At 71.9% G+C, this 19,980-nt stretch carries 13 protein-coding genes; 10 read left to right on the top strand and 3 right to left on the bottom strand.

Features of this window, described 5'->3' with window-relative positions:
* The first annotated feature begins 19 nt into the window (after nucleotides 1–19).
* The 8 genes from ABIA38_RS29005 (at nucleotide 20) to ABIA38_RS28970 (ending at nucleotide 12,523) form a co-directional block, all read left to right on the top strand.
* Entirely contained in the window at nucleotides 20–2,449 is a 2,430-nt protein-coding gene (locus ABIA38_RS29005) for a pyridoxal-dependent decarboxylase (protein ID WP_424641817.1), read from the top strand.
* A gap of 150 nt (nucleotides 2,450–2,599) precedes the next feature.
* Complete coding sequence (locus ABIA38_RS29000) at nucleotides 2,600–4,366, top strand: IucA/IucC family protein (protein ID WP_424641808.1); 1,767 nt, start codon at nucleotides 2,600–2,602, stop codon at nucleotides 4,364–4,366.
* Nucleotides 4,367–4,394: 28 nt separating this feature from the next.
* Nucleotides 4,395–5,108: a GNAT family N-acetyltransferase gene (locus tag ABIA38_RS28995; protein WP_424641807.1), complete on the top strand. Its 714-nt coding sequence runs from the start codon at nucleotides 4,395–4,397 to the stop codon at nucleotides 5,106–5,108.
* A complete protein-coding gene (locus ABIA38_RS28990) occupies nucleotides 5,105–6,577 on the top strand; it encodes a lysine N(6)-hydroxylase/L-ornithine N(5)-oxygenase family protein (RefSeq protein WP_424641806.1) in 1,473 nt (490 codons plus the stop codon). The genes ABIA38_RS28995 and ABIA38_RS28990 overlap by 4 nt, the downstream gene beginning before the upstream one ends.
* Nucleotides 6,501–8,351, top strand: a complete 1,851-nt coding sequence (locus ABIA38_RS28985) for an IucA/IucC family protein (protein WP_424641805.1) — start codon at nucleotides 6,501–6,503, stop codon at nucleotides 8,349–8,351. Before ABIA38_RS28990 ends, ABIA38_RS28985 begins: the two co-directional genes overlap by 77 nt.
* Nucleotides 8,352–8,438: 87 nt before the next feature.
* On the top strand, nucleotides 8,439–9,296 hold the full coding sequence (locus tag ABIA38_RS28980) for a carbon-nitrogen hydrolase family protein (protein WP_424641804.1): 858 nt from the start codon (nucleotides 8,439–8,441) through the stop codon (nucleotides 9,294–9,296).
* A 109-nt stretch (nucleotides 9,297–9,405) separates the two neighbouring features.
* On the top strand, nucleotides 9,406–10,386 hold the full coding sequence (locus tag ABIA38_RS28975) for an SGNH/GDSL hydrolase family protein (RefSeq protein WP_424641803.1): 981 nt from the start codon (nucleotides 9,406–9,408) through the stop codon (nucleotides 10,384–10,386).
* 94 nt (nucleotides 10,387–10,480) lie between these two features.
* Nucleotides 10,481–12,523, top strand: a complete 2,043-nt coding sequence (locus tag ABIA38_RS28970) for an ATP-dependent DNA helicase (RefSeq protein ID WP_424641802.1) — start codon at nucleotides 10,481–10,483, stop codon at nucleotides 12,521–12,523.
* Between the two features lie 95 nt (nucleotides 12,524–12,618).
* Here the strand turns inward: ABIA38_RS28970 and lexA are convergent, their stop codons facing one another.
* Complete coding sequence (lexA, locus tag ABIA38_RS28965) at nucleotides 12,619–13,329, bottom strand: transcriptional repressor LexA (RefSeq protein ID WP_424641801.1); 711 nt, start codon at nucleotides 13,327–13,329, stop codon at nucleotides 12,619–12,621.
* A gap of 670 nt (nucleotides 13,330–13,999) precedes the next feature.
* Here lexA and nrdR point away from each other — a divergent pair.
* Together nrdR and ABIA38_RS28955 are read left to right on the top strand one after the other, a co-directional pair.
* The gene (gene nrdR / locus ABIA38_RS28960) at nucleotides 14,000–14,503 is read left to right on the top strand and encodes a transcriptional regulator NrdR (protein ID WP_424641800.1); all 504 of its coding nucleotides are present in this window, start codon (nucleotides 14,000–14,002) and stop codon (nucleotides 14,501–14,503) included.
* Nucleotides 14,504–14,642: 139 nt separating this feature from the next.
* Nucleotides 14,643–17,495 carry a vitamin B12-dependent ribonucleotide reductase gene (locus ABIA38_RS28955; protein WP_424641799.1) on the top strand — a complete coding sequence of 951 codons (2,853 nt, stop codon included), beginning with the start codon at nucleotides 14,643–14,645 and terminating at the stop codon, nucleotides 17,493–17,495.
* A 74-nt stretch (nucleotides 17,496–17,569) separates the two neighbouring features.
* On the opposite strand, the gene def is transcribed toward ABIA38_RS28955, so the two are convergent.
* Nucleotides 17,570–18,247 (bottom strand): peptide deformylase, encoded by a 678-nt coding sequence (gene def / locus ABIA38_RS28950; RefSeq protein WP_424641798.1) that lies wholly within the window; start codon nucleotides 18,245–18,247, stop codon nucleotides 17,570–17,572.
* 56 nt (nucleotides 18,248–18,303) lie between these two features.
* On the bottom strand, nucleotides 18,304–19,923 hold the full coding sequence (locus ABIA38_RS28945; protein WP_424641797.1) for a hypothetical protein: 1,620 nt from the start codon (nucleotides 19,921–19,923) through the stop codon (nucleotides 18,304–18,306).
* Nucleotides 19,924–19,980: the final 57 nt, after the last annotated feature.

Here is a 19,980-nt window from a genome sequence, read left to right as displayed (position 1 = left end):
GGGCGGGTTGCGGCCGGTGATGGGTGCGGTGGGCGAGCGGGGTGGGGCGTCGGGCTTGGGTGAAGTGGGTTCGGGGTGTGCGGATTCGGACCCGATGGGCGCGTTGGCGGCCTTGGCGGGCCCGGGGGACGGGTCGCCGGTTGTAGACGTCCCGGCGGGTGCGGCGGTGCGGGTGTTGGGCTCGGAGGTGGCCGGCTCGCGCCCGGTGGATTCGGGCGCCCCGGATGCGGTTGGGCTCGGTGCGTCGGTGGTCCGGGCGGGTGCCTCGGATGGATCGCGGCCGGCCGGCGGCACGATGGGCGCGGTGGCCGAGGTGTCGGGCTCGGACCCGGCCGGCTCGAGGCCGGTGGATTCGGTGGCGACCGCAGGTGTGGTCCGGTCGGGTGCCTCGGCAGCCGGGACAGACGCTGTTGGCGAATGGGTCCCATCTGCCGAGACGAGACGACACCGAGCGGCTTCACCGCAGGTGGCCGTGATCGAACCGGCAGGGTTCGGGACTTCGCCAGGAGCATCAGGCGGGACAGCCGGGGCAGGCGGGCCGCTGCCGGTGGGCGGCTCGGCGGGTGTGGTCGGGCCGGGTGTGGTCGGGGCCGGTACGCCGATTCCGACCGCACGTGTCGCGCCCGAGCCCGCCATGTCTTCCGCCACCCCGAGCGGACCAGGCGTGATCTCACCTTGTGCGCCGGAGCCCACCGCGCCGGAGCCCACCGCGCCGGAATCCGCCATGCCCGCCTCCGCCCCCGGCGCACTCTCGGCCTCCGGCGCTCTCCCCATGCCCGGTGCTCTCTCGACGCCCGCTCGCGCATCCACCCCCGGTGCGCCCACCATGCCCGGCTCCGCCTCCGGGTCCGGGTCCGGCTCCGCGTCCGCGTCCGCGTCCGCGTCCGCGTCCGCGTCCGCGTCCGCGTCCGCCTCCGCCTCCGCCTCCGTCCCCGCGTCCGGCTCCGTCCCCGGCTCCGTCCCCGCCTCCGGCGCGCCCGCCCTTGCTGCGTCCTTGTTCGGCGCCCAAGCCACCTTGCCCACCCGCGGTGGACCGCCCTGCGCACCCGCGGCCGAGGGTGTCGGGTCGGGGGTGTTGCCGGTGGTCGGGGTGGGGGATGTCGCTTCCTTGCGGGAGTTGGCGACGCTGTTTGCCTGGGGGGCCGCCGACCCGGCGGATCCGCGTTGTGCCGGGCATTTGCACTGTCCGCCGTTGGCCGTCGCGGTGGCGGCGGATTTGGTTGCCTCCGTGCTCAATTGCTCGTTGGATTCCTGGGATCAGGGGCCGGTGGCCGGCGCGCTCGAGGTCGAGGTGGTCGCCGCCCTTGCCGGGCTGGTCGGGTTCGGGCCCGAGGTGGCCGGCGGGGTGATCACCAGTGGGGGGACCGAGTCGAATCTGATCGGGTTGATGTTGGCGCGGGATGCCGTAGGGGGTGGGGTCGGGCGGCGGCGGATCCTGTGTTCGGAGGCCGCGCACTTCTCCATTCGGCGCTGTGCCGGGCTGCTCGGGCTCGGGCACGATGCCGTGGTCACCGTGCCGACCGGGGCCGACCATCGGATGGACCCGGCTGCGCTGGCCGCCGCAGGCCGACGTGTGCTCGCGGGCAATGATCGGATCGCCGCGATCGTGGCCACCGCCGGCACCACCGACCTGGGCACGATCGAGCCGCTGCCGGAGATCGCCTCGGTGGCCCGCGAGTTGGACACGTGGTTGCACGTGGACGCGGCCTACGGCGGCGGCGCGTTGTTCTCCGATCGACTGGCGCCGCTGCTCGCCGGGTTGGCCCGGGCCCACTCGGTGGGGCTCGATCTGCACAAGCTCGGCTGGCAGCCGATCGCGGCCGGCGTCTTTTTGACCCGCGACGCGAAGTTGCTCGCCCCGCTCGCCCAGCGCGCCGCCTACCTGAATCCGGACGACGACCAACAGGCGGGCTACTTCAGCCTGTTGGGCAACTCGCCGCGAACCACCCGGCGGGCCGACGTACTCAAGATCGCGGTCACCCTGCGGGCACTCGGCCGGGCCGGCCTCGGCGCGCTGGTGGACCGCTGCCACGATCTGGCCCGACACGCGGCCGAGGCGATCCGGGCCGAGCCGTATCTGGAACTGGTCGCCGACCCGGTGCTCACCTCGGTGCTCTTCCGCTTCCTGCCCCGGGGGTCGTCGCCACAGGGTGCGGCCGAGCGGGCCGAGACGGACCGGGTCAACGCCGCGCTGCGCCGCCGGCTGCTCTGCGCGGGGCGCGCCGTGGTCGGCCGTACCGAACTGGGCGAGGGCCCCGGCGCGGTCCGCCTCAAGCTCACCCTGCTCAACCCGAACAGCACCGCCGCCGACCTCGCCGCCTTACTGGCGGCCGTGGTCGAGGCAGGACACGCCGAAGCAGGACACGCCGAAGCAGGACACGCCGAAGCAAGACCCGCCGAAGCAAGACCCGCCGAGACGGGGCGCGCGGAAGACCCCGTGCCCGGTTGACGCTCCGTCAACAATCCGCGATCCCGCGCGCCTCGCATATTTCGGATCAACACCGACGAACAATCGACACGGGTCGAAATCTCCACAACCAGAGAGCCATCCCAGCCACGGGCATCGACCACGGGTCGATCGACACCACACGGAGCAGCGATGACCATCGCGGGTCCCGATCCGTCCGCCGTGCGGACGGATCCCGACACGGACCACCTCGACGCGCCGGACACTCGGCACGCCGCCGACGGGGCGACGGTCGAATGCCTGCTCCGCTGCTGGGTGCGCGAACGTGCGCTGCCCAGGCCGGAGTCGAGCGTGCTGACCGTCGAGCTGCCCGGGATCGGCCGGGCCCTGACCGTGCCGGTGCGCTACTGGTCGCCCTCGGGGTGGCACCGCTTCGGCACCGCGCACCTGGTCGGCGCGGGCCCGCTGAACGCGGTCACGCTGGCCCTGATCCTGGGTGACGAGGCGAGCGCGGGCGGGACCCACGCCGGCGAGGCCGCCGGCGACACCGCGATCCGGGTGGCCGACTCGGTCACCCACGTCGAGCGCTACATCGCCTACCGGCGCGCCCACCCCGAGGATCCACCGGAGCGGGCGCCGTTTTTGGCCGCCGAGCAGTCCCTGGTGCTCGGTCACCCGCTGCACCCCACGCCCAAGAGCCGGGACCGACTCGACCCGGTCGAGGACGCCGCGTGGTCCCCGGAGTTGCGCGGGTCCTTCGCGCTGCACTGGTTCGCCGCGGACGCCGACCTGGTGGCCCAGGACAGCGCCCTGGACCGCGAAGCGGCCGACGTACTGGCCCAGTTCGCGGGGGAGTTGCGCGCCGAGGAGGGCACCGTCCTGGTGCCCGCCCACCCGTGGCAGGCCCGCGACCTGCCCGGCCGCCCGCATCTGCGCCCGCTGTTCGACGCCGGCCGGCTGCGCGCGCTCGGCCCGGCCGGCGCGCCCTGGCATCCCACGTCCTCGGTGCGCACCGTCTACCGGCCCGACGCCGAGGTGATGCTCAAACTCTCCCTGGGCCTGCGGATCACCAACTCGCGCCGGGAGAACCTGCCCAAGGAACTGCTGCGCGGGATCGAGGTGCACCGGCTGCTCCGCTCCGGCCTGGAGCACGAACTGCGGGCCGTGCACCCCACGTTCGACGTCGTCCGCGATCCGGCCTGGCTCTCCGTGGCCGCGCCGGAGCCGTTCCCGCGCCAGGACCGGCCCGCCGCCGGATTCGAACTGGTGCTGCGGGCCAACCCGTTCGAGCCGCACGAGCGGGTCTCGTGTGTGGCCGCGCTGGTCGCCGAACGTCCCGGGATCGGCCCCTCCCGGCTGGCCGGCCACGTACGCGCGCTGGCCGACCGTACCGGGCGCACGATCGCCTCGGTCGCCGAGGAGTGGTTCGAGCGCTATCTGGCCCTGGTCGCCGAGCCGGTGTTGTGGCTGGACCGGCACGCGGGCATCGCCCTGGAGGCACACCAGCAGAACACCCTGGTCCTGCTCGACGCCGACGGCCTGCCGAGCGGCGGGCGCTACCGGGACAACCAGGGCTACTACTTCCGCGCCTCGCGCACCGCGGACCTGGCCCGCCGACTGCCCGCGGCGGGCATGGCCAGCGACACGATCGTGCCGGACGAGGTGGTCGACGAGCGGCTCGTCTACTACCTGGGTGTGAACAATCTGCTCGGCCTGATCGGCGCGTTCGGCGCCCAGGGCCTGGTCGCGGAACACGTGTTGCTGACCCGGCTGCGCGCGCTGCTCGCGCGGTACGCGGCCGATTCCGGCGCGGCCCGCACACTGCTGACCGACCCGCGCCCGCGCTGCAAGGCCAACCTGCTGACCCGACTGCACGGACTCGACGAACTCGTCGGGCCGGTGGCGACCCAATCGATCTACGTGCACATCCGCAACCCGCTCGCCGACGCCCCCGCGTGAGCCCGGACCCAGGAGGTTTCGCCCCCGCATGAGCCCGTCATCCCTCTGGTCCCCCGAGACGTCGTCCGCCGAGATCCGGCCTGCCGACACCGCGCCCGCCGCGAGCGCGCTCGCCGAGGCACAGACGTTGCGCCTGAACACCCGGCACCTGCGCGCGGGATCGACCGGTCCGCTCGCCGAGGCGGCCCGCTGGGGCGTGCTCCCGCTGCCGGTGGGCCGGTTCTCCCTGCACGAGATCCACCCCAAGCGCGATCTTCCGCTGCTGCACGCGTGGATGAACGACCCGGAGGTGGCCCGCTGGTGGGAACTGACGGGGGACGAGGAGGTGGTGCGCCGGTATCTGGCCGGCCAAGCCGCGAGCTCGCACAGCAGCGCCTACCTGGGCTGCCTGGACGACGAACCGGTCGGCTACTGGGAGCTCTACCGCGCGGATCTGGACGAGTTGGCCCGCCACTACCCGGCGCGCCCGCACGACGTGGGGATCCATCTGCTGATCGGTCCCGCGGCCCGGCGCGGGCGCGGGATCGGCGCAGTGCTCCTGCGCGCGGTCACCGAACTGGTACTGCGCGCCGCCCCCGACACGATGCGCGTGGTGGCCGAGCCCGACGTGCGCAACCAGGCGTCGGTACGGGCCTTCGGCCGGGCCGGCTTCCGGCACCTGGGCGAGCTGGAACTCCCGGACAAGACCGCCGCGTTGATGATGCGCCCGCGCACCCCGCGGGAAGCGGGCGGCCGACCGTGACCGAACTCCTGCCCGCCCCGCGCCGCGCGGTCGACCCCGGCGCGGTGGTGTACGACCTGGTGGGCGTCGGCATCGGTCCGTTCAACCTGGCGTTGGCCGCGCTGGCGGACCGGATCGAGCCGCTGCGCACGCTGTTCCTGGACCGGGCGCCGGCGTTCAGTTGGCATCCGGGCCTGCTGCTCGACGGCACCACCCTCCAGGTACCGTTCCTGGCCGACCTGGTCACCCTGGTCGACCCGACCAGCCCGTGGTCCTTCCTGGCCTATCTGCGCGCGCACGACCGGCTGTTCCCGTTCTACTTCGCCGAGCGCCTGCATGTGCCCCGGCGCGAGTACGACCACTACCTCCGCTGGGTCGCCGAGGCACTGCCGGCCTGCCGCTTCGGCAGCGACGTGGTCGCGGTGTCCTGGGCGGACGGCCGGTACCGGGTCGAGTTCCGCGACCTGGCCACCGGCGAACGACACCACGCGTACGCGCGCCACGTGGTGCTCGGCATCGGCACCGCGCCGGTGGTGCCCGAGCCGTTCGCGGGCCTGCTCGGCGACACCGTGCTGCACGCGGCGAACTACCTCGACCACCGCGCCGACCTGACCGACGCCGAGGACGTCACGGTGCTCGGCTCGGGCCAGTCCGGCGCGGAGGTCTTCCTGGACCTGCTGCGCCGGCGCACCGGCCCGGGGCAGCGGTTGACCTGGCTGACCCGCTCGCCCGCGTTCGCCCCGATGGAATACTCCAAGCTCGGCCTGGAGCACTTCACCCCCGACTACACCCGCTACTTCCACGCGCTGCCCGAACCGGTCCGAGACCGCCTGGTGCCCGCGCAGTGGCAGCTCTACAAGGCGATCAGCGCGGAGACCATCGCGGCCATCCACGACGAGCTGTACGAGCGCGGCATCGCCGGCGGCCGGGTGCGCGCCACGCTGATGCCCGACGTGACGGTCGGCTCGGCCCGGGTGACCGGCGAGGGGGTGGAACTGGGCTGCCGGCACGGCGAACAGGACCGGGGATTCGTGGTGCGCACCGATCGGGTGGTGCTGGCCACCGGCTACGCGCCGCGCCATCCCGCGCTGCTCGATCCGCTCGAGGAGCTGATCGTGCGCGACGACGCGGGCCGGCCGCTGATCGACCTGGACCACCGCGTCGTACTCGCCGAGCACGTCACCGGCGGGCTGTACACACAAAACGCCGAACTGCACACGCACGGCGTGGGCACCCCCGATCTGGGCCTGGGCGCGCACCGGGCCGCGACCATCCTCAACTCCGTGTGCGGCGGCGCGGTCTACCGACTGCCCAACCGCACCGCGTTCACCACGTTCGGCCCGGCCGAGGGCGACCCCGAGTCCGTTCGCCGGCCGCACCGACGGAGCGCGACCGACCCCGCAGAGGTAGGAAATGTCGCATTCGAACCCGGCAGCGGGGCCCATCGAGGCCGAACTGCCACACCAGGGCGCGCGACCCGGCGCGGCTGAGCCCGCCGCAGGCATCCCCCGACCCGCCGCCGATCCGCGCACGTGGCGGCGGGTCAACCGGGACCTGATCGCCAAGTCGCTCGCCGAGTTCGCCTACGAGGAACTGCTCACCCCCGTCGCCGACGGGGACACCTACACCGTGGCCGGCTCCGGTGACGTGCGCTACCGCTTCCGGGCCCGGCGCGGCGCCTACGACGCGTGGCACGTGGACCCGGCGTCGGTGGTGCGCGAGTGGGAGGGCGGCGCCGATCCGGCCGAGGACATGCTCCAGTTCCTGCTCGACACGCACACCGTGATCGGGGTGAGCGGGGACACCGCGGGCCACCTGGTGCGCGAACTCACCGCGACGCTGGCCGCCGACGCGGCGATCGCGGCGGGCGCGGTGGACGCCGCGACGCTCGCCGACCTGGGCTACGCCGAGTTGGAGGGGCACCAGATCGGCCATCCGTGGATCGTGCCGAACAAGGGCCGGGTCGGCTTCTCGGCGAGCGACGCGCGCGTGTACGCCCCAGAGGCGCGTCGCCCGCTGCGGTTGCCGTGGCTCGCCGTGCACCGGGACCTGGCGGTCTTTCGGGCGGTCCCTGGACTGACCGAACAGCGGTTGTACGAAGAGCAGTTGGACCCCGCGACCCGCGAGCGCTTCGGCCGCGTCCCGGCTGCGCGCGGCCGGGCGCCGGAGGAGTTCGTCTGGCTGCCGGTGCACCCGTGGCAGTGGGACGAGACGATCGCCACGTTGTTCGCGCCGGAGCTGGCCGCCGGCCGGATCGTGCCGCTGGGCGAGGCCGAGGACCGCCATCTCGCGCAACAGTCCGTGCGTACCTTCCTGAACCTGGACCGACCCGCCCGGCGCAGCGTCAAACTCCCCCTGTCGGTGCTCAACACGCTGGTCTGGCGCGGCCTGCCCAGCGAACGCACACTGGCCGCGCCCGCGGTCACCGCATGGGTGCTCGGCCTGCGCGACGCGGACCCGTTCCTGCGCGACGAATGCCGGATGATCATGCTCGGCGAGACCGCGTCGGTGACCGTGCGGCACCCGGTCCTGGAGGAACTGCCGGGCGTGCCCTACCAATACCGCGAACTGCTCGGCGCGATCTGGCGCGAACCGCTGGCCCCCCGCCTGGACCCCGGCGAGCGCGCCCGTACCCTCGCCTCGCTGCTGCACGTGGACCCGGCGGGCCGGCCGTTCGTCGCCGAGCTGATCGAACGCTCCGGCCTGGCGCCCCGGGTGTGGCTGCGCCGGCTCTTCCACGCGCTGCTGCCACCGCTGCTGCACTGCCTGTACCGCTACGGCCTGGTGTTCTCCCCGCACGGGGAGAACACGATCGTGGTCTTCGACGAACACGACGTCCCGGCGCGGCTGGCGATCAAGGACTTCGTCGACGACGTGAACATCAGCGACCGGCCGCTGCCGGAGCTGGCCGACCTGCCCGCCGCGGCGGCCGCCGTGCTGCTGCGGGAACGGCCGGACTACCTGTGCCAGTTCATCCACGCCGCGCTGCTCGTGGGCCACCATCGTTACCTGGCCGATCTGGCGGTGACCCATCTGGGCATCCCACAGGAGGGGTTCTGGGCGCTGGTCCGCGAGGAGATCCTGGACCACCAGGCGGCGTTCCCCGAACTGCGGGACCGGCACGAGCTGTTCGACCTGCTCACCCCGCGCATCGACCGGCTGTGCCTGAACCGCAATCGGCTGCTCCTGGACGGCTATCGGGACCGCCCCACGCGCCCGCACGTGGGCGCGCACGGGACCGTGCCCAACGCGCTGCACCCGTGAGCGCGACGGCGCGTCGAGCCGGGGTCGCGGACAACCTGTCCGGTTTGCCGATGGTGTGATCCCCATCACGGTGCCAGAATGCGGCGGGTGACCGACGTCGCCGAAAACGCGAGGCAACCACTGAGGGTCGCCGCCGCACAGGCCCAGGCGCAGCCGGGCGACATCCCCGCGAATGTCGCCACGGCCGCGCAACTCGTGCGCTTTGCTTCCTCGGCCGGCGCCGATGTGGTCGTGTTGCCCGAGCTGTTCCTGTCGGGATACGACCTCGACCTGTTCCTACCGGACGTGAAACCGTGCGACATCGTGCCCGGCGACACCCGGCTCGGCGAACTCCAGGCGGCCTGCTACGCCACCCGCACGGTCGCGGTGGTGGGCGCGGCCGTGCGGCGCGCGGGTGGGCGGACCATCTCGCTGGTGGTGGTCGGCCGGGACGGCGACGCGCACGTGGCCTACGACCGACAACACCTGTGGCGCGAGGAACGTGAGCTGTTCCGCCCCGGCGACCACGGCTGCACGATCGAGATCGCGGGCTGGCGACTGGGCCTGGGCAGCGGCTACGACGTGAGCTTCCCCGAACACGCGCGCGCGGCGGTGCACGACGGTTGCGACGCCTACCTGTGTCCGGGCGTGTACACGCGCGGCGACAGCGAACACCGGCGCGACCTCTACTTCGCCGCCCGGGCCCTGGAGAACACCTGCTACATGGTCGTCGCCAACCACATCGGCGACACCGTGCTCGGGCCCGCGTGCGGACGCAGCGGGGTGTACGGCCCGGACGGGCGCGTGGTGATCGAGGCGGACGGCGAGCGGGTCGACGTGGTCGCCGCGACCTTGCAGGACATCGAACTCGACGCCGCGCGCGAGTGTTTGACGATGCTCGCGGACCTGACCGGCGCGCGCCGGGCAGGGGCGGGCGAGCGCCGCGAGACGATCAAGCTCGACTGAGTCCGGACCGGGCGAGGCCGGCCATCGGGTGCGGCAGGCCGTACCCTCGTCGGACCACCGCGACCTACCGACGGGTAATGGCGGCGGGAACGACGAGAGGGGAGCGCACATGCGCACGACTCGCAGGGCGATCGCGGGGCTGGCCGCGCTGACGGCGCTCGTCGCGCTGTCCGCGTGCTCGGACGACTCGGGTGGCTCGGAGAAGTCCGCCGGCAAGTCGGCCGGCACGTCCGCCGGCCCGAACGCCGCCGGATCGCCCGCGCCGGCCGGCGGCAAGGCGGCGCCGTACGTGCCGCCCGCCTCGGCGAGCGGGGCCACCTACGTCGCGCTCGGCGACTCGTACGCGGCCGGCGTGAAGATACCGGCGATCGTGCCCGACGCGCCGCCCGGCTGCAGTCGCTCGGAGAGCAACTACGCGCACCTGGTCGCCAAGCAGAAGAACATCGCCGGCTTCGTCGACGTCACCTGCGGCGGCGCCCGCACCCCGGACATGACCGCCGGTCAGCAGACCAAGGGCTCGCCGCCGGCGCAGTTCGACGCGCTGCGCCCGGACACCGCGCTGGTCACCCTCGGCATCGGCGGCAACGACATCGGCTTCTCCGAGATCGTCGCGATGTGCGTGATCCAGAGCCACAGCACCACCTCCACCCAGCCGTGCACCGACAAATACGCCGCCGGCGGCAACGACGAGATCGCCAAGCGGATCGCGGACACCGCGCCGAAGATCGCCGCCACCCTGACCGGGATCAAGGAGCGCTCGCCCAAGGCCCGGATCCTGGTCGTCGGCTACCCGACGATCCTGCCGGAGAGCGGCCCCTCGTGCCCGGCCCAGGTGCCGGTCGCCGACGGCGACCTGCCCTACCTGCGCAAGGTGGTGCCCGCGCTGAACGAGATGATCGCCAAGGAGGCGGCCAAGCAGGGCGCGGAATACGTGGACACCTACACCGGCTCGGCCGGCCACGATGTGTGCAAGCCGGTCGGTACCAAGTGGATCGAGGGGATCAAGCCCGAGTCGCCCGGCGACCGGGTGCACCCCAACGCGCTCGGCCAGGAGGGCATGGCCAAGGCGGTGCTGGCCAAGCTCGGCTGATTTTGACAACCCCTCGGAAAACCCCGGGGAGAAGCCGGACGAAGCGGTCCGCGCGGTCGGTGATGTCGGTCGGAGCATCTAGGCTTGTCGCCCGATGAGCGACTCCGACCGTCCCGCGCTGACCGAACTCCTGCACGCCGCCGTCACCGCCGTCGGCGGTGCCGAGCGACCCGGCCAGGTCTCCATGGCCGAGGCCGTCTCCGGCGCCGTGGCCCGTGGCGAACACCTGCTCGTCCAGGCCGGCACCGGCACCGGCAAGTCCCTGGCCTACCTGGTGCCCGCGCTCGCCGTGCACCGCCACGTGGTGGTGGCCACCGCGACCCTGGCGCTGCAGCGCCAACTGGTCGAGCGCGACCTGCCGCGCACGGTCGAGGCGCTGCGCCCGCTGCTGCGCCGCACGCCGAGCTTCGCCACGCTCAAGGGCCGCGGCAACTACCTGTGCCTGCACCGCCTGCACGACGGGCCGCCGGACGAGGGCGAGGTGCTCTTCGATCCGACACCGACCAGCAAACTCGGCCAGGACGTGGTCCGACTGCGGGACTGGGCCGACGAGACCGAGACGGGCGATCGCGACGACCTGAGCCCCGGGGTCAACGACCGGGCCTGGGCCCAGGTGTCGGTGTCCTCGCGGGAGTGCCTGGGCGCCTCGCGCTGCCCCTACGGGGACGACTGCTTCGCCGAGGCCGCGCGCGAGCGGGCCAAGCAGGCCGACATCGTGGTCACCAACCACGCGCTGCTCGCGATCGACGCGTTGGAGGACGCGCCGGTGTTGCCCGAGCACGAGTTGCTGATCGTGGACGAGGCGCACGAGTTCGCGAGCCGGGCCACCGGCGTGGCCACCGCCGAGCTGAGCCTGAGCGCGGTCGACCGGGCCGCCCGGCGCGCCGGCAAGCTGGCCAACGAGGGTGCCGTGGACAATCTGGACGCCGCCTCGGAGGCGTTCAAGCAGACCATGGAGGGCCGGGAGAGCGGCCGGCTGCGCGAGGTGGACCCGGACCTGGGCTGGACGGTGACCGCGCTGCGCGACGCGAGCCGGGGCGTGATCACCTCGCTGGGCGAGGTCCGGGACAAGTCGCTGAGCAACGAGGACGCAGCCCGCCGGCAGGCGCTGGCCGGCGTCGAGCACATCCACGACACGTGCGAGCGGATCCTGCGCGACTCGCCGCACGACGTGATCTGGCTGGAGCGCAACGAGCGCACCGGCGCGGCGCTGCGGGTGGCCCCGATCGCGATGGCCGGGCTGCTGCGCGAGGCGCTGTTCGGGGATCGCACGGTGGTGCTCACCTCGGCCACGCTCAAGCTCGGCGGCGACTTCCGGGGGGTGGCGAGCAGTCTGGGGCTGACCGCCGAGGGGCTGCTGACCGACGATCCGGCGCCGGTGCCGACGGAGCCGGCCGTACACCCGGGCGAGGACGAGGAGGCGGCCGATCGGGCCGATCCGGATGCCGACGCCGAGCTCGCGCTGTGGCGCGGCCTGGACGTGGGCTCGCCGTTCGACTACCCCAGGCAGGGCATTCTCTACGTCGCCCGGCACCTGTCGCCGCCCGGGCGCGACGGGATGAGCACCGGCACGCTCGACGAGTTGGCCGAGCTGATCGAGGCCGCGGGCGGCCGGGCGCTGGGCCTGTTCTCCTCGCGGCGCGGCGCGGAGGCGGCCACCGAGGCGCTGCGCGAGCGGCTCGACGTGCCGATCCTGTGCCAGGGCGACGACTCGCTGGCCGAGTTGTTGCGCCGATTCGCCGCCGAGCCGCGCACGTGCCTGTTCGGCACGTTGTCGCTGTGGCAGGGGGTGGATGTGCCCGGGCCCTCGTGTCAGCTGGTGATCATGGACCGGATCCCGTTCCCGCGGCCCGACGATCCGTTGATGAGCGCGCGGGCGCAGTCGGTGCAGGAGAACGGCGGCAACGGCTTCATGGCGGTGTCCGCGACGCATGCCGCGCTGCTGATGGCGCAGGGTGCCGGGCGGCTGATCCGGGCGATGGACGACCGGGGGGTGGTCGCGGTGCTCGACCCGCGCCTGGCCACCGCCCGCTACGGCGGCTTCTTCCGGGCCTCGATGCCGGCGCTGTGGTACACCGAGGACCGCAATCAGGTGCGCCGCTCGCTGGCCGCGATCGACACCGACGAGCCGGCCTGACCCGGTTTCGGGTCGCGGAAACGACACGGGCGGTCGTCCGGCACCTTCACGCCGAACGACCGCCCGCGGCCGGTATCTCGCCGTCCGCGCCCATCTCAGACCCGGCGCATGACGGCCACCACGCGGCCCAGGATGGTCGCCTCGTCCCCCGGAATGGGCTCGTAGGCGGGGTTGTGCGGCATCAGCCAGCGATGCCCGTCCCGGTGCCGCAGCCGCTTGACGGTGGCCTCGCCGTCGAGCATCGCCGCGACGATGTCGCCGTTCTCGGCGACCGGCTGGCGGCGGACCGCGACGTAGTCGCCGTCCATGATCGCCGCCTCGATCATCGAGTCGCCGCTGACCTTGAGCAGGAACACGTCGCCGTCGCCGACGAGCTGACGCGGCAGCGGGAACACGTCCTCGATGGACTGCTCGGCCAGTATCGGCCCACCGGCCGCGATCCGGCCGACCACCGGTACATAGGACGCGGCCTGCGAGCCGCGCTCGGCGTGCGGCCCGGCCGGTGCCAACGGGCGACCGCCGTCGGGCGAACGCACCTCGTAGGCGCGCGGGCGATGCGGATCACGACGCAAATAGCCCTTGCGTTCGAGGGCCATCAGTTGATGCGCGACGGAGGAAGTGCTCGACAGGCCGACCGCCTCGCCGATCTCGCGCATGCTCGGCGGATATCCGCGCGACTCCACGGATGTGCGGATCACTTCCAGGACGCGCGTCTGGCGCGGCGTCAGCCCCCCCGCCGGACGCCGCGTCGACGTGCCCTGGACCTGCGCGTTCTCGGTGCCCGGGGCGGGCGCCGGGGCTGGCACGGTGGGGCTGTGCGGGTGTTTCGCGGGGAGAGTTTCGGTGCGGATTCCGGGGTGGATGGCTCCGGTGGCTTCTCCGGTCACGGCTGGCCCTTTCGACGGATTGCTCGCACGTGGAGAACGGTAGTCGGGTTCGAAAGGTTGCGCCAAACACACGTTCGAGTGAATTTAGGCCAATCCGGTGGCGATCATTCGGTTCCCGCTGTAGTAATCGTACATACATTCGAATTCAGTCCGGGAAAACCCATCGTCATCCGCGCGTCACCCGTCTGCCACGGGTGCCCGAAATGCCGCTTTGGCCGCTCGCGCGGCGCGACACGCGGCCGGCCGAGTCAATTTTCGCCGACCGCCGGGCGGTGACCTGCGGGGATGACGAGAGGTCACCGAAGGCTCTCCGAGTGTCTGCGAGTCGGCTTGCAGCGGTCCGGGTCGCGGTCTACCGTAGCCACTACATCTTGTGGTCGAGGGCATTGAAGTAGCCCACAAGTTGTGGTTGCCGTATATACCATATTCCCGGAGCGCACCGGACGGGCCCCTTCGTGGCGGCCCTCGGGGCGAGGGCGCGGCAACGATCGGGCACGCTTCGCCGCACCGCGCGCGACGCGCACGAGCGATCCGGGCAACACGAGCACCGCGCACGACCTGCGTCTGAACGAGGGGGAGAGGGAACGGCATGCACTGCCCCTTCTGTCGGCGAGCGGACAGCCGCGTCGTGGACAGCCGGACCACCGACGACGGCGCCGCGATCCGACGCCGCCGCTCGTGTCCCGACTGTGGACGGCGCTTCACCACGATCGAGACCGCCTCGCTCACGGTGATCAAGCGCAGCGGCGTCACCGAGCCCTTCAGTCGGGACAAGGTCATCGCCGGCGTGCGCAAGGCGTGCCAGGGCCGCCCGGTCACCGGCGACGCGCTGGCCCTGCTCGGCCAGCGGGTCGAGGAGGCCGTGCGGGCCACCGGGTGCGCCGAGTTGAGCACCCACGACGTGGGCCTGACGATATTGGGCCCACTGCGGGAACTCGACGAGGTCGCCTACCTGCGGTTCGCGTCCGTATACCGGGCCTTCGAGTCCCTGGAGGACTTCGAGGCCGAGGTCGCGCTGCTGCGCGCCGGTCGCGGCGACCCGGCAACGCCCTCGGTGCCCGCGGACGCGGCGGAAGTTCCCGCCGCGGACTGACCGCGAAGCACCACCCATCGCAATTTCGCAGCACATCAATTCGGTAGCACACGAACGACGGACCACCCGACCGGTCGGCCGGACCATCCCCTCGGGATGCCCCGGCCTGCCCACGGCGTTGTTCAAAAGAGGAGACGGTATGACAGAGACGACGAGCGGATCGGCACGCGGTTCCGGCCGGTCACGACCCGGCAAGGGCCTGCGGATCGAGCGCGTGTACACGACCCCCGGGGTCCACCCTTACGACGAGGTGACCTGGGAGCGTCGTGACGTCGTCATGACCAACTGGCGCGACGGCTCGATCAACTTCGAGCAGCGCGGCGTCGAGTTCCCCGACTCCTGGTCGGTGAACGCGGTCAACATCGTCACGAGCAAGTACTTCCGCGGTGCGGTGGGCACGCCGCAGCGCGAGTGGAGCCTGAAGCAGCTGATCGACCGGGTCGTCAAGACCTACCGCAAGTCCGGCGAGGAGAACGGCTACTTCGCCGGCCCCGCCGACGCGGAGATCTTCGAGCACGAGCTGGCGTACGCCCTGCTGCACCAGATCTTCAGCTTCAACTCGCCGGTCTGGTTCAACGTCGGCACCGCGCAGAAGCAGCAGGTCAGCGCGTGCTTCATCCTGTCCGTCGACGACTCGATGGACTCGATTCTGGACTGGTACAAGGAAGAGGGGCTGATCTTCAAGGGCGGCTCGGGAGCCGGCCTGAACCTGTCCCGGATCCGCTCCAGCAAGGAACTGCTCACCTCGGGCGGCAACGCCTCGGGCCCGGTCTCCTTCATGCGCGGCGCGGACGCCTCCGCCGGCACCATCAAGTCCGGCGGCGCCACCCGCCGGGCGGCCAAGATGGTCGTCCTCGACGTCGACCACCCCGACATCGAGGACTTCATCGCCACCAAGGTCAAGGAGGAGGAGAAGATCCGCGCGCTGCGCGACGCGGGCTTCGACATGGACCTCGGTGGCGCCGACATCGCGTCGGTGCAGTACCAGAACGCGAACAACTCGGTTCGGGTCTCCGACGAGTTCATGACCGCGGTCGAGGATGGCCGGGAGTTCGGCCTGCGCGCCCGGCTCACCGGTGACGTGCTCGAGACGGTCGACGCCAAGGGCCTGTTCCGCAAGATGGCCGAGGCCGCGTGGGCCTGCGCCGACCCGGGCATCCAGTACGACGACGAGATCAACAAGTGGCACACGTGCCCGGAGTCGGGCCGGATCACCGCGTCCAACCCGTGCTCGGAATACATGCACCTGGACAACTCGTCCTGCAACCTCGCGTCGCTGAACCTGATGAAGTTCCTGCGCGAGGACGACACGTTCGACGCGGTCAACTTCGCCAAGGTCGTCGAGCTGGTCATCACCGCGATGGACATCTCGATCTGCTTCGCCGACTTCCCCACCGAGAAGATCGGCGAGACCACCCGCGCGTTCCGCCAGCTGGGCATCGGCTACGCCAACCTGGGCGCGCTGCTGATGGCCACCGGCCACGCGTACGACAGCGACGGCGGCCGGGCCCTGGCCGGCGCGATCACCTCGCTGATGACCGGCACCGCGTACAAGCGCTCCGCCGAACTGGCCGCCATCGTCGGCCCCTACGACGGCTACGCCCGCAACGCCGAGCCGCACAAGCGGGTGATGCGCCAGCACGCCGACGCCAACGACGCGGGCAAGCGCATGGACGACCTGGACGCCCCCGTCTGGGACCTGGCGACCAAGGCGTGGAAGGACGTCGCCAAGCTCGGCGACAAGCACGGCTTCCGCAACGCGCAGGCCTCGGTGCTCGCCCCCACCGGCACGATCGGGCTGATGATGGACTGCGACACCACCGGTGTCGAGCCCGACCTGGCGCTGGTGAAGTTCAAGAAGCTGGTCGGCGGCGGCTCGATGCAGATCGTCAACGGCACCGTCGCCCGGGCGCTTGCCCGGCTCGGCTACCAGCCGGAGCAGGTCGAGGCGATCATCGAGCACATCGCCGAGCACGGCCACGTGGTGGACGCGCCCGGGCTCAAGCTCGAGCACTACGAGGTGTTCGACTGCGCGATGGGCGAGCGGACCATCTCGCCGATGGGCCATGTGCGGATGATGGCGGCGATCCAGCCGTGGATCTCCGGCGCGATCTCCAAGACGGTCAACATGTCCGAGGACGCCACCGTGGAGGAGATCGAGGAGATCTACTTCCAGGGCTGGAAGCTGGGCATCAAGGCGCTGGCGATCTACCGGGACAACTGCAAGGTCGGCCAGCCGCTCTCGGCCGGCAAGGGCGAGAACAAGGGCAGGGCCGACGACGGCAAGTCGACCGCGGCCCCCGTGGTGGAGAAGGTGGTCGAGTACCGCCCGGTGCGCAAGCGCCTGCCCAAGGGTCGGCCCGGCATCACCACGTCCTTCTCGGTCGGTGGCGCCGAGGGCTACATGACCGCCAACTCCTACCCGGACGACGGCCTCGGCGAGGTCTTCCTGAAGATGTCCAAGCAGGGCTCGACCCTCGCGGGCATGATGGACGCCTTCTCCATCGCGGTCTCGGTCGGCCTCCAGTACGGCGTGCCGCTGGAGACCTACGTCTCCAAGTTCACCAACATGCGCTTCGAACCGGCCGGCCTGACCGACGACCCGGACGTGCGGATGGCGCAGTCGATCGTCGACTACATCTTCCGCCGCCTGGCGCTGGACCACCTGCCGTTCGAGACCCGCTCGGCGCTCGGCATCCACTCGGCCGCGGAGCGCACCCGGCACCTGGAGACCGGCTCCTACGAGCCGGACGAGCCGGCCGCCGCCGAGGACATGCGCACCCTCGCGCAGTCCGCGCCGACCGACGCCGCGCCCAAGACCCCGGACCTCAAGCCGGTCCCGGCCGCGGTGCACTCCTCCACCGAGCTGTTGGAGGCCCGCCAGGGCCGCAGTGCGGACGCCCCGCTGTGCTTCTCCTGCGGGATCAAGATGCGGCCGGCCGGCAGCTGCTACGTCTGCGAGGGCTGCGGCTCGACCAGCGGTTGCAGCTGACCCTCGGGTAGACGCCGAAAAGGGGCGGGGAACCGGTATCGGTTCCCCGCCCCTTCCGGTTCGGCTCGTTCGGGTCAGCCTGCGAGCTGCTTGGCCTTCGCGTCGCGCTTGGCGAAGACCTCGTCGCGCATCGACTCCATCTCCTTGAGCACGTTCTTGCGCTCGCGCTTGGAGAGGCGGTCGATGTAGAGGTAGCCGTTGAGGTGATCCGTCTCGTGCTGCAGGCAGCGGGCGAAGTAGCCCTCGCCCTCGATCACCAGCGGGTTGCCGTCCTTGTCCACGCCGCGCGCGATGGCGCGGTCGGGCCGGGCCAGGTCCTCGTGCGGGCCGGGCACCGACAGGCAGCCCTCGCCCGCCTCCTCCAGGTGCCGCTCGGTCGCGGGCAGCTCGTCCAGGACCGGGTTGATCAGGTGGCCGACGTGGCGGTGGCCGTCCTCGTCCACGCAGTCGTACACGAACAGCCGGATGCCGACGTCGACCTGGTTGGCGGCCAGGCCCACGCCGTCGGCGACGTACATGGTCAGGAACATGTCGTCGATCAGCGTGTTCAACTCGTCCGTGCCGAACTCGGTGATCTCGGCGCAGGGCCGGTGCAGGACTTCCTCGCCGACCACGGTGACCCGCAGGACCTTGCCGCGCGCGGCCTCGGGCGCCATGGCGGGGTAGTCGTCCACCGGGCGGCCCATCACAAAGATCCGGCCTTCTTCGTGATCGTGGTGATCGTGGCTGGAGTGGTCGTGGTGCTCGGCCATCGGTTTGCTTTACCTTTCCACCAGGGCATGAACCCGAATCACCCTACCCGCACCCGTCACGGCAGTACGGCGGACGCCTTGGCGGTGATGGTGACCTCGCCGGGTTCGGTGACGGTGATCTCGGTCCAGCCGTCCTTGGTCTCGCCGATGCTCGTGTTGGGCTTGTTCGCGACGAACCAGCTGGTGCGGTGGATGCGCACGGTGAAGGTGCCCGCCTGCTGGGCGAGCAGGGTGAACCCGCTGGGGCTTATGTCCACCAGTTGGCCGGGCCCCTCCAGGAGCGGGACCGGGTCGGCGACCTCCCAGATCACCCAGTGCGGGTCCGACCACACCGGCACCAGCCAGTCGGCGCCGGCCCGCAGGATCTCCGCCTCGCGCTTGGCCGAGGGGTCCAGCGGCACGTCCGGCAGCGCGATGAACCGCACACCGGTCTCGCGCACCCACGCGTGGTACTGCGCCTCGTCCAGATTCGCGCCGTAGAGCACCGCGTTGTGCGCGCGGTCGAGCTGGCGCTCCCAGCCGCGGGCCAGCGGCATGTGCTCGGCGACGTAGACCGTCTCCCAGTGACCGCGGGTGAACGGGATCTCGATCCGGCCCACCGGCAGGTTGGCCCGCTCCAGGTAGTCGAGCATCCCGGTGTAGTAGGCGGACTTCTTGCCGGTGCTGTCCTGGTTGTTGAACGCGACCGCCTTGCCCGCCGAGGAGAACTGCCAGGCGAGCAGCGGAATCGCGAGCAGCACCACCAGGCGCCGACGGCCCAGCGACAGCAGCACCACGGCCATCAGCGGCCCCGCGCACAGCTCGCCGAGCCGGGCCACGTTGCCGCCGACCGCGCTGGGGATCAGGTAGAGCACGGTGGCGGAGAGCGCGTACAACCACAGGAAGCGTCGCGCGCTGACCTCGGTGCGCGGCACCAGGGCCAGACCCACGCCCGCGAAGCCCAGGATTGCGGCGAACCGCCACAGCGGGAAGGCGAAGTCGCCTCCACCGGGGAAGACGATCGACATCACCAGGCCGAGCACCGCGGGGGAGAGGCTGAATCGGGTCGCCCACACCCGCTCGGCCGGCACCCACGCGAGCGCGATCATCAGCAGGAACGCGGCGGCCAGCGGGCTGGCCAGGCCGCAGAACCCGGCCGCCACCGCCGCCCACGCGCGATGCCCGGACCGGGCCGCCAGGATCGCCATCAACCCGGCGGCGACGCCGAGCACGAACGGGGTGCGGCCGATCAGGTACTCGATGCTGACGATCACCGCGAACCAGCAACTGCCGACCCGCCGGGCCAGGTCGCCCCGGCCCAGGCGCAGCCGGGAGAACGCCCACGCGGCGGCCACGCAGGAGATCGCGGTGAGCAGCCGGGTGCCGATCCCGCCGGCCAGGATCGGGGTGATCACGCTGTAGCCGGGCAGCAGGTGCCCGCCGTACCACTGGTTGTTCCACAACACCGCGCCGTGGTCGCGGACCAGCCAGGCGCGGAAGATCTGCGCGGGCCAGTCGGCGCCGTTGATGCCGAGCACGGTCAGCAGGCCGACCAGGGCCAGGGTGATCACGTACGGATGCTCGGCGACCACGATCAGCAGCCCGCGCAGGTGCCGGCGCCAGGTGCGGCGGGTGGTGCCGCCCGCACCCGACGTGGGCTCCCCGAGGGGTATGCGGCCGTCCAGAGCGTGTGTCATGACAGCTCAGTTTTTCACGTCGTGACCGATGGGGTGCGGGTGGGCACCGAGGCAGGA

The sequence above is a fragment of the Embleya sp. AB8 genome (assembly GCF_049739465.1).
In the GTDB taxonomy this organism is placed as follows: Bacteria; Actinomycetota; Actinomycetes; order Streptomycetales; family Streptomycetaceae; genus Embleya.
The sequence above is the reverse complement of the archived record's forward strand: the minus strand, read 5'-3'. Positions and strand labels throughout refer to the sequence as shown.

Coding starts and splice junctions, on each gene's coding strand:
- ABIA38_RS28970 (WP_424641802.1), top strand. CDS start 10,481: ATGAGCGACTCCGACCGTCCCGCGCTGACCGAACTCCTGCACGCCGCC.
- ABIA38_RS28995 (WP_424641807.1), top strand. CDS start 4,395: ATGAGCCCGTCATCCCTCTGGTCCCCCGAGACGTCGTCCGCCGAGATC.
- ABIA38_RS29005 (WP_424641817.1), top strand. CDS start 20: ATGGGTGCGGTGGGCGAGCGGGGTGGGGCGTCGGGCTTGGGTGAAGTG.
- ABIA38_RS28955 (WP_424641799.1), top strand. CDS start 14,643: ATGACAGAGACGACGAGCGGATCGGCACGCGGTTCCGGCCGGTCACGA.
- def (WP_424641798.1), bottom strand. CDS start 18,247: ATGGCCGAGCACCACGACCACTCCAGCCACGATCACCACGATCACGAA.
- ABIA38_RS28945 (WP_424641797.1), bottom strand. CDS start 19,923: ATGACACACGCTCTGGACGGCCGCATACCCCTCGGGGAGCCCACGTCG.
- nrdR (WP_424641800.1), top strand. CDS start 14,000: ATGCACTGCCCCTTCTGTCGGCGAGCGGACAGCCGCGTCGTGGACAGC.
- ABIA38_RS28985 (WP_424641805.1), top strand. CDS start 6,501: ATGTCGCATTCGAACCCGGCAGCGGGGCCCATCGAGGCCGAACTGCCA.
- ABIA38_RS28975 (WP_424641803.1), top strand. CDS start 9,406: ATGCGCACGACTCGCAGGGCGATCGCGGGGCTGGCCGCGCTGACGGCG.
- ABIA38_RS29000 (WP_424641808.1), top strand. CDS start 2,600: ATGACCATCGCGGGTCCCGATCCGTCCGCCGTGCGGACGGATCCCGAC.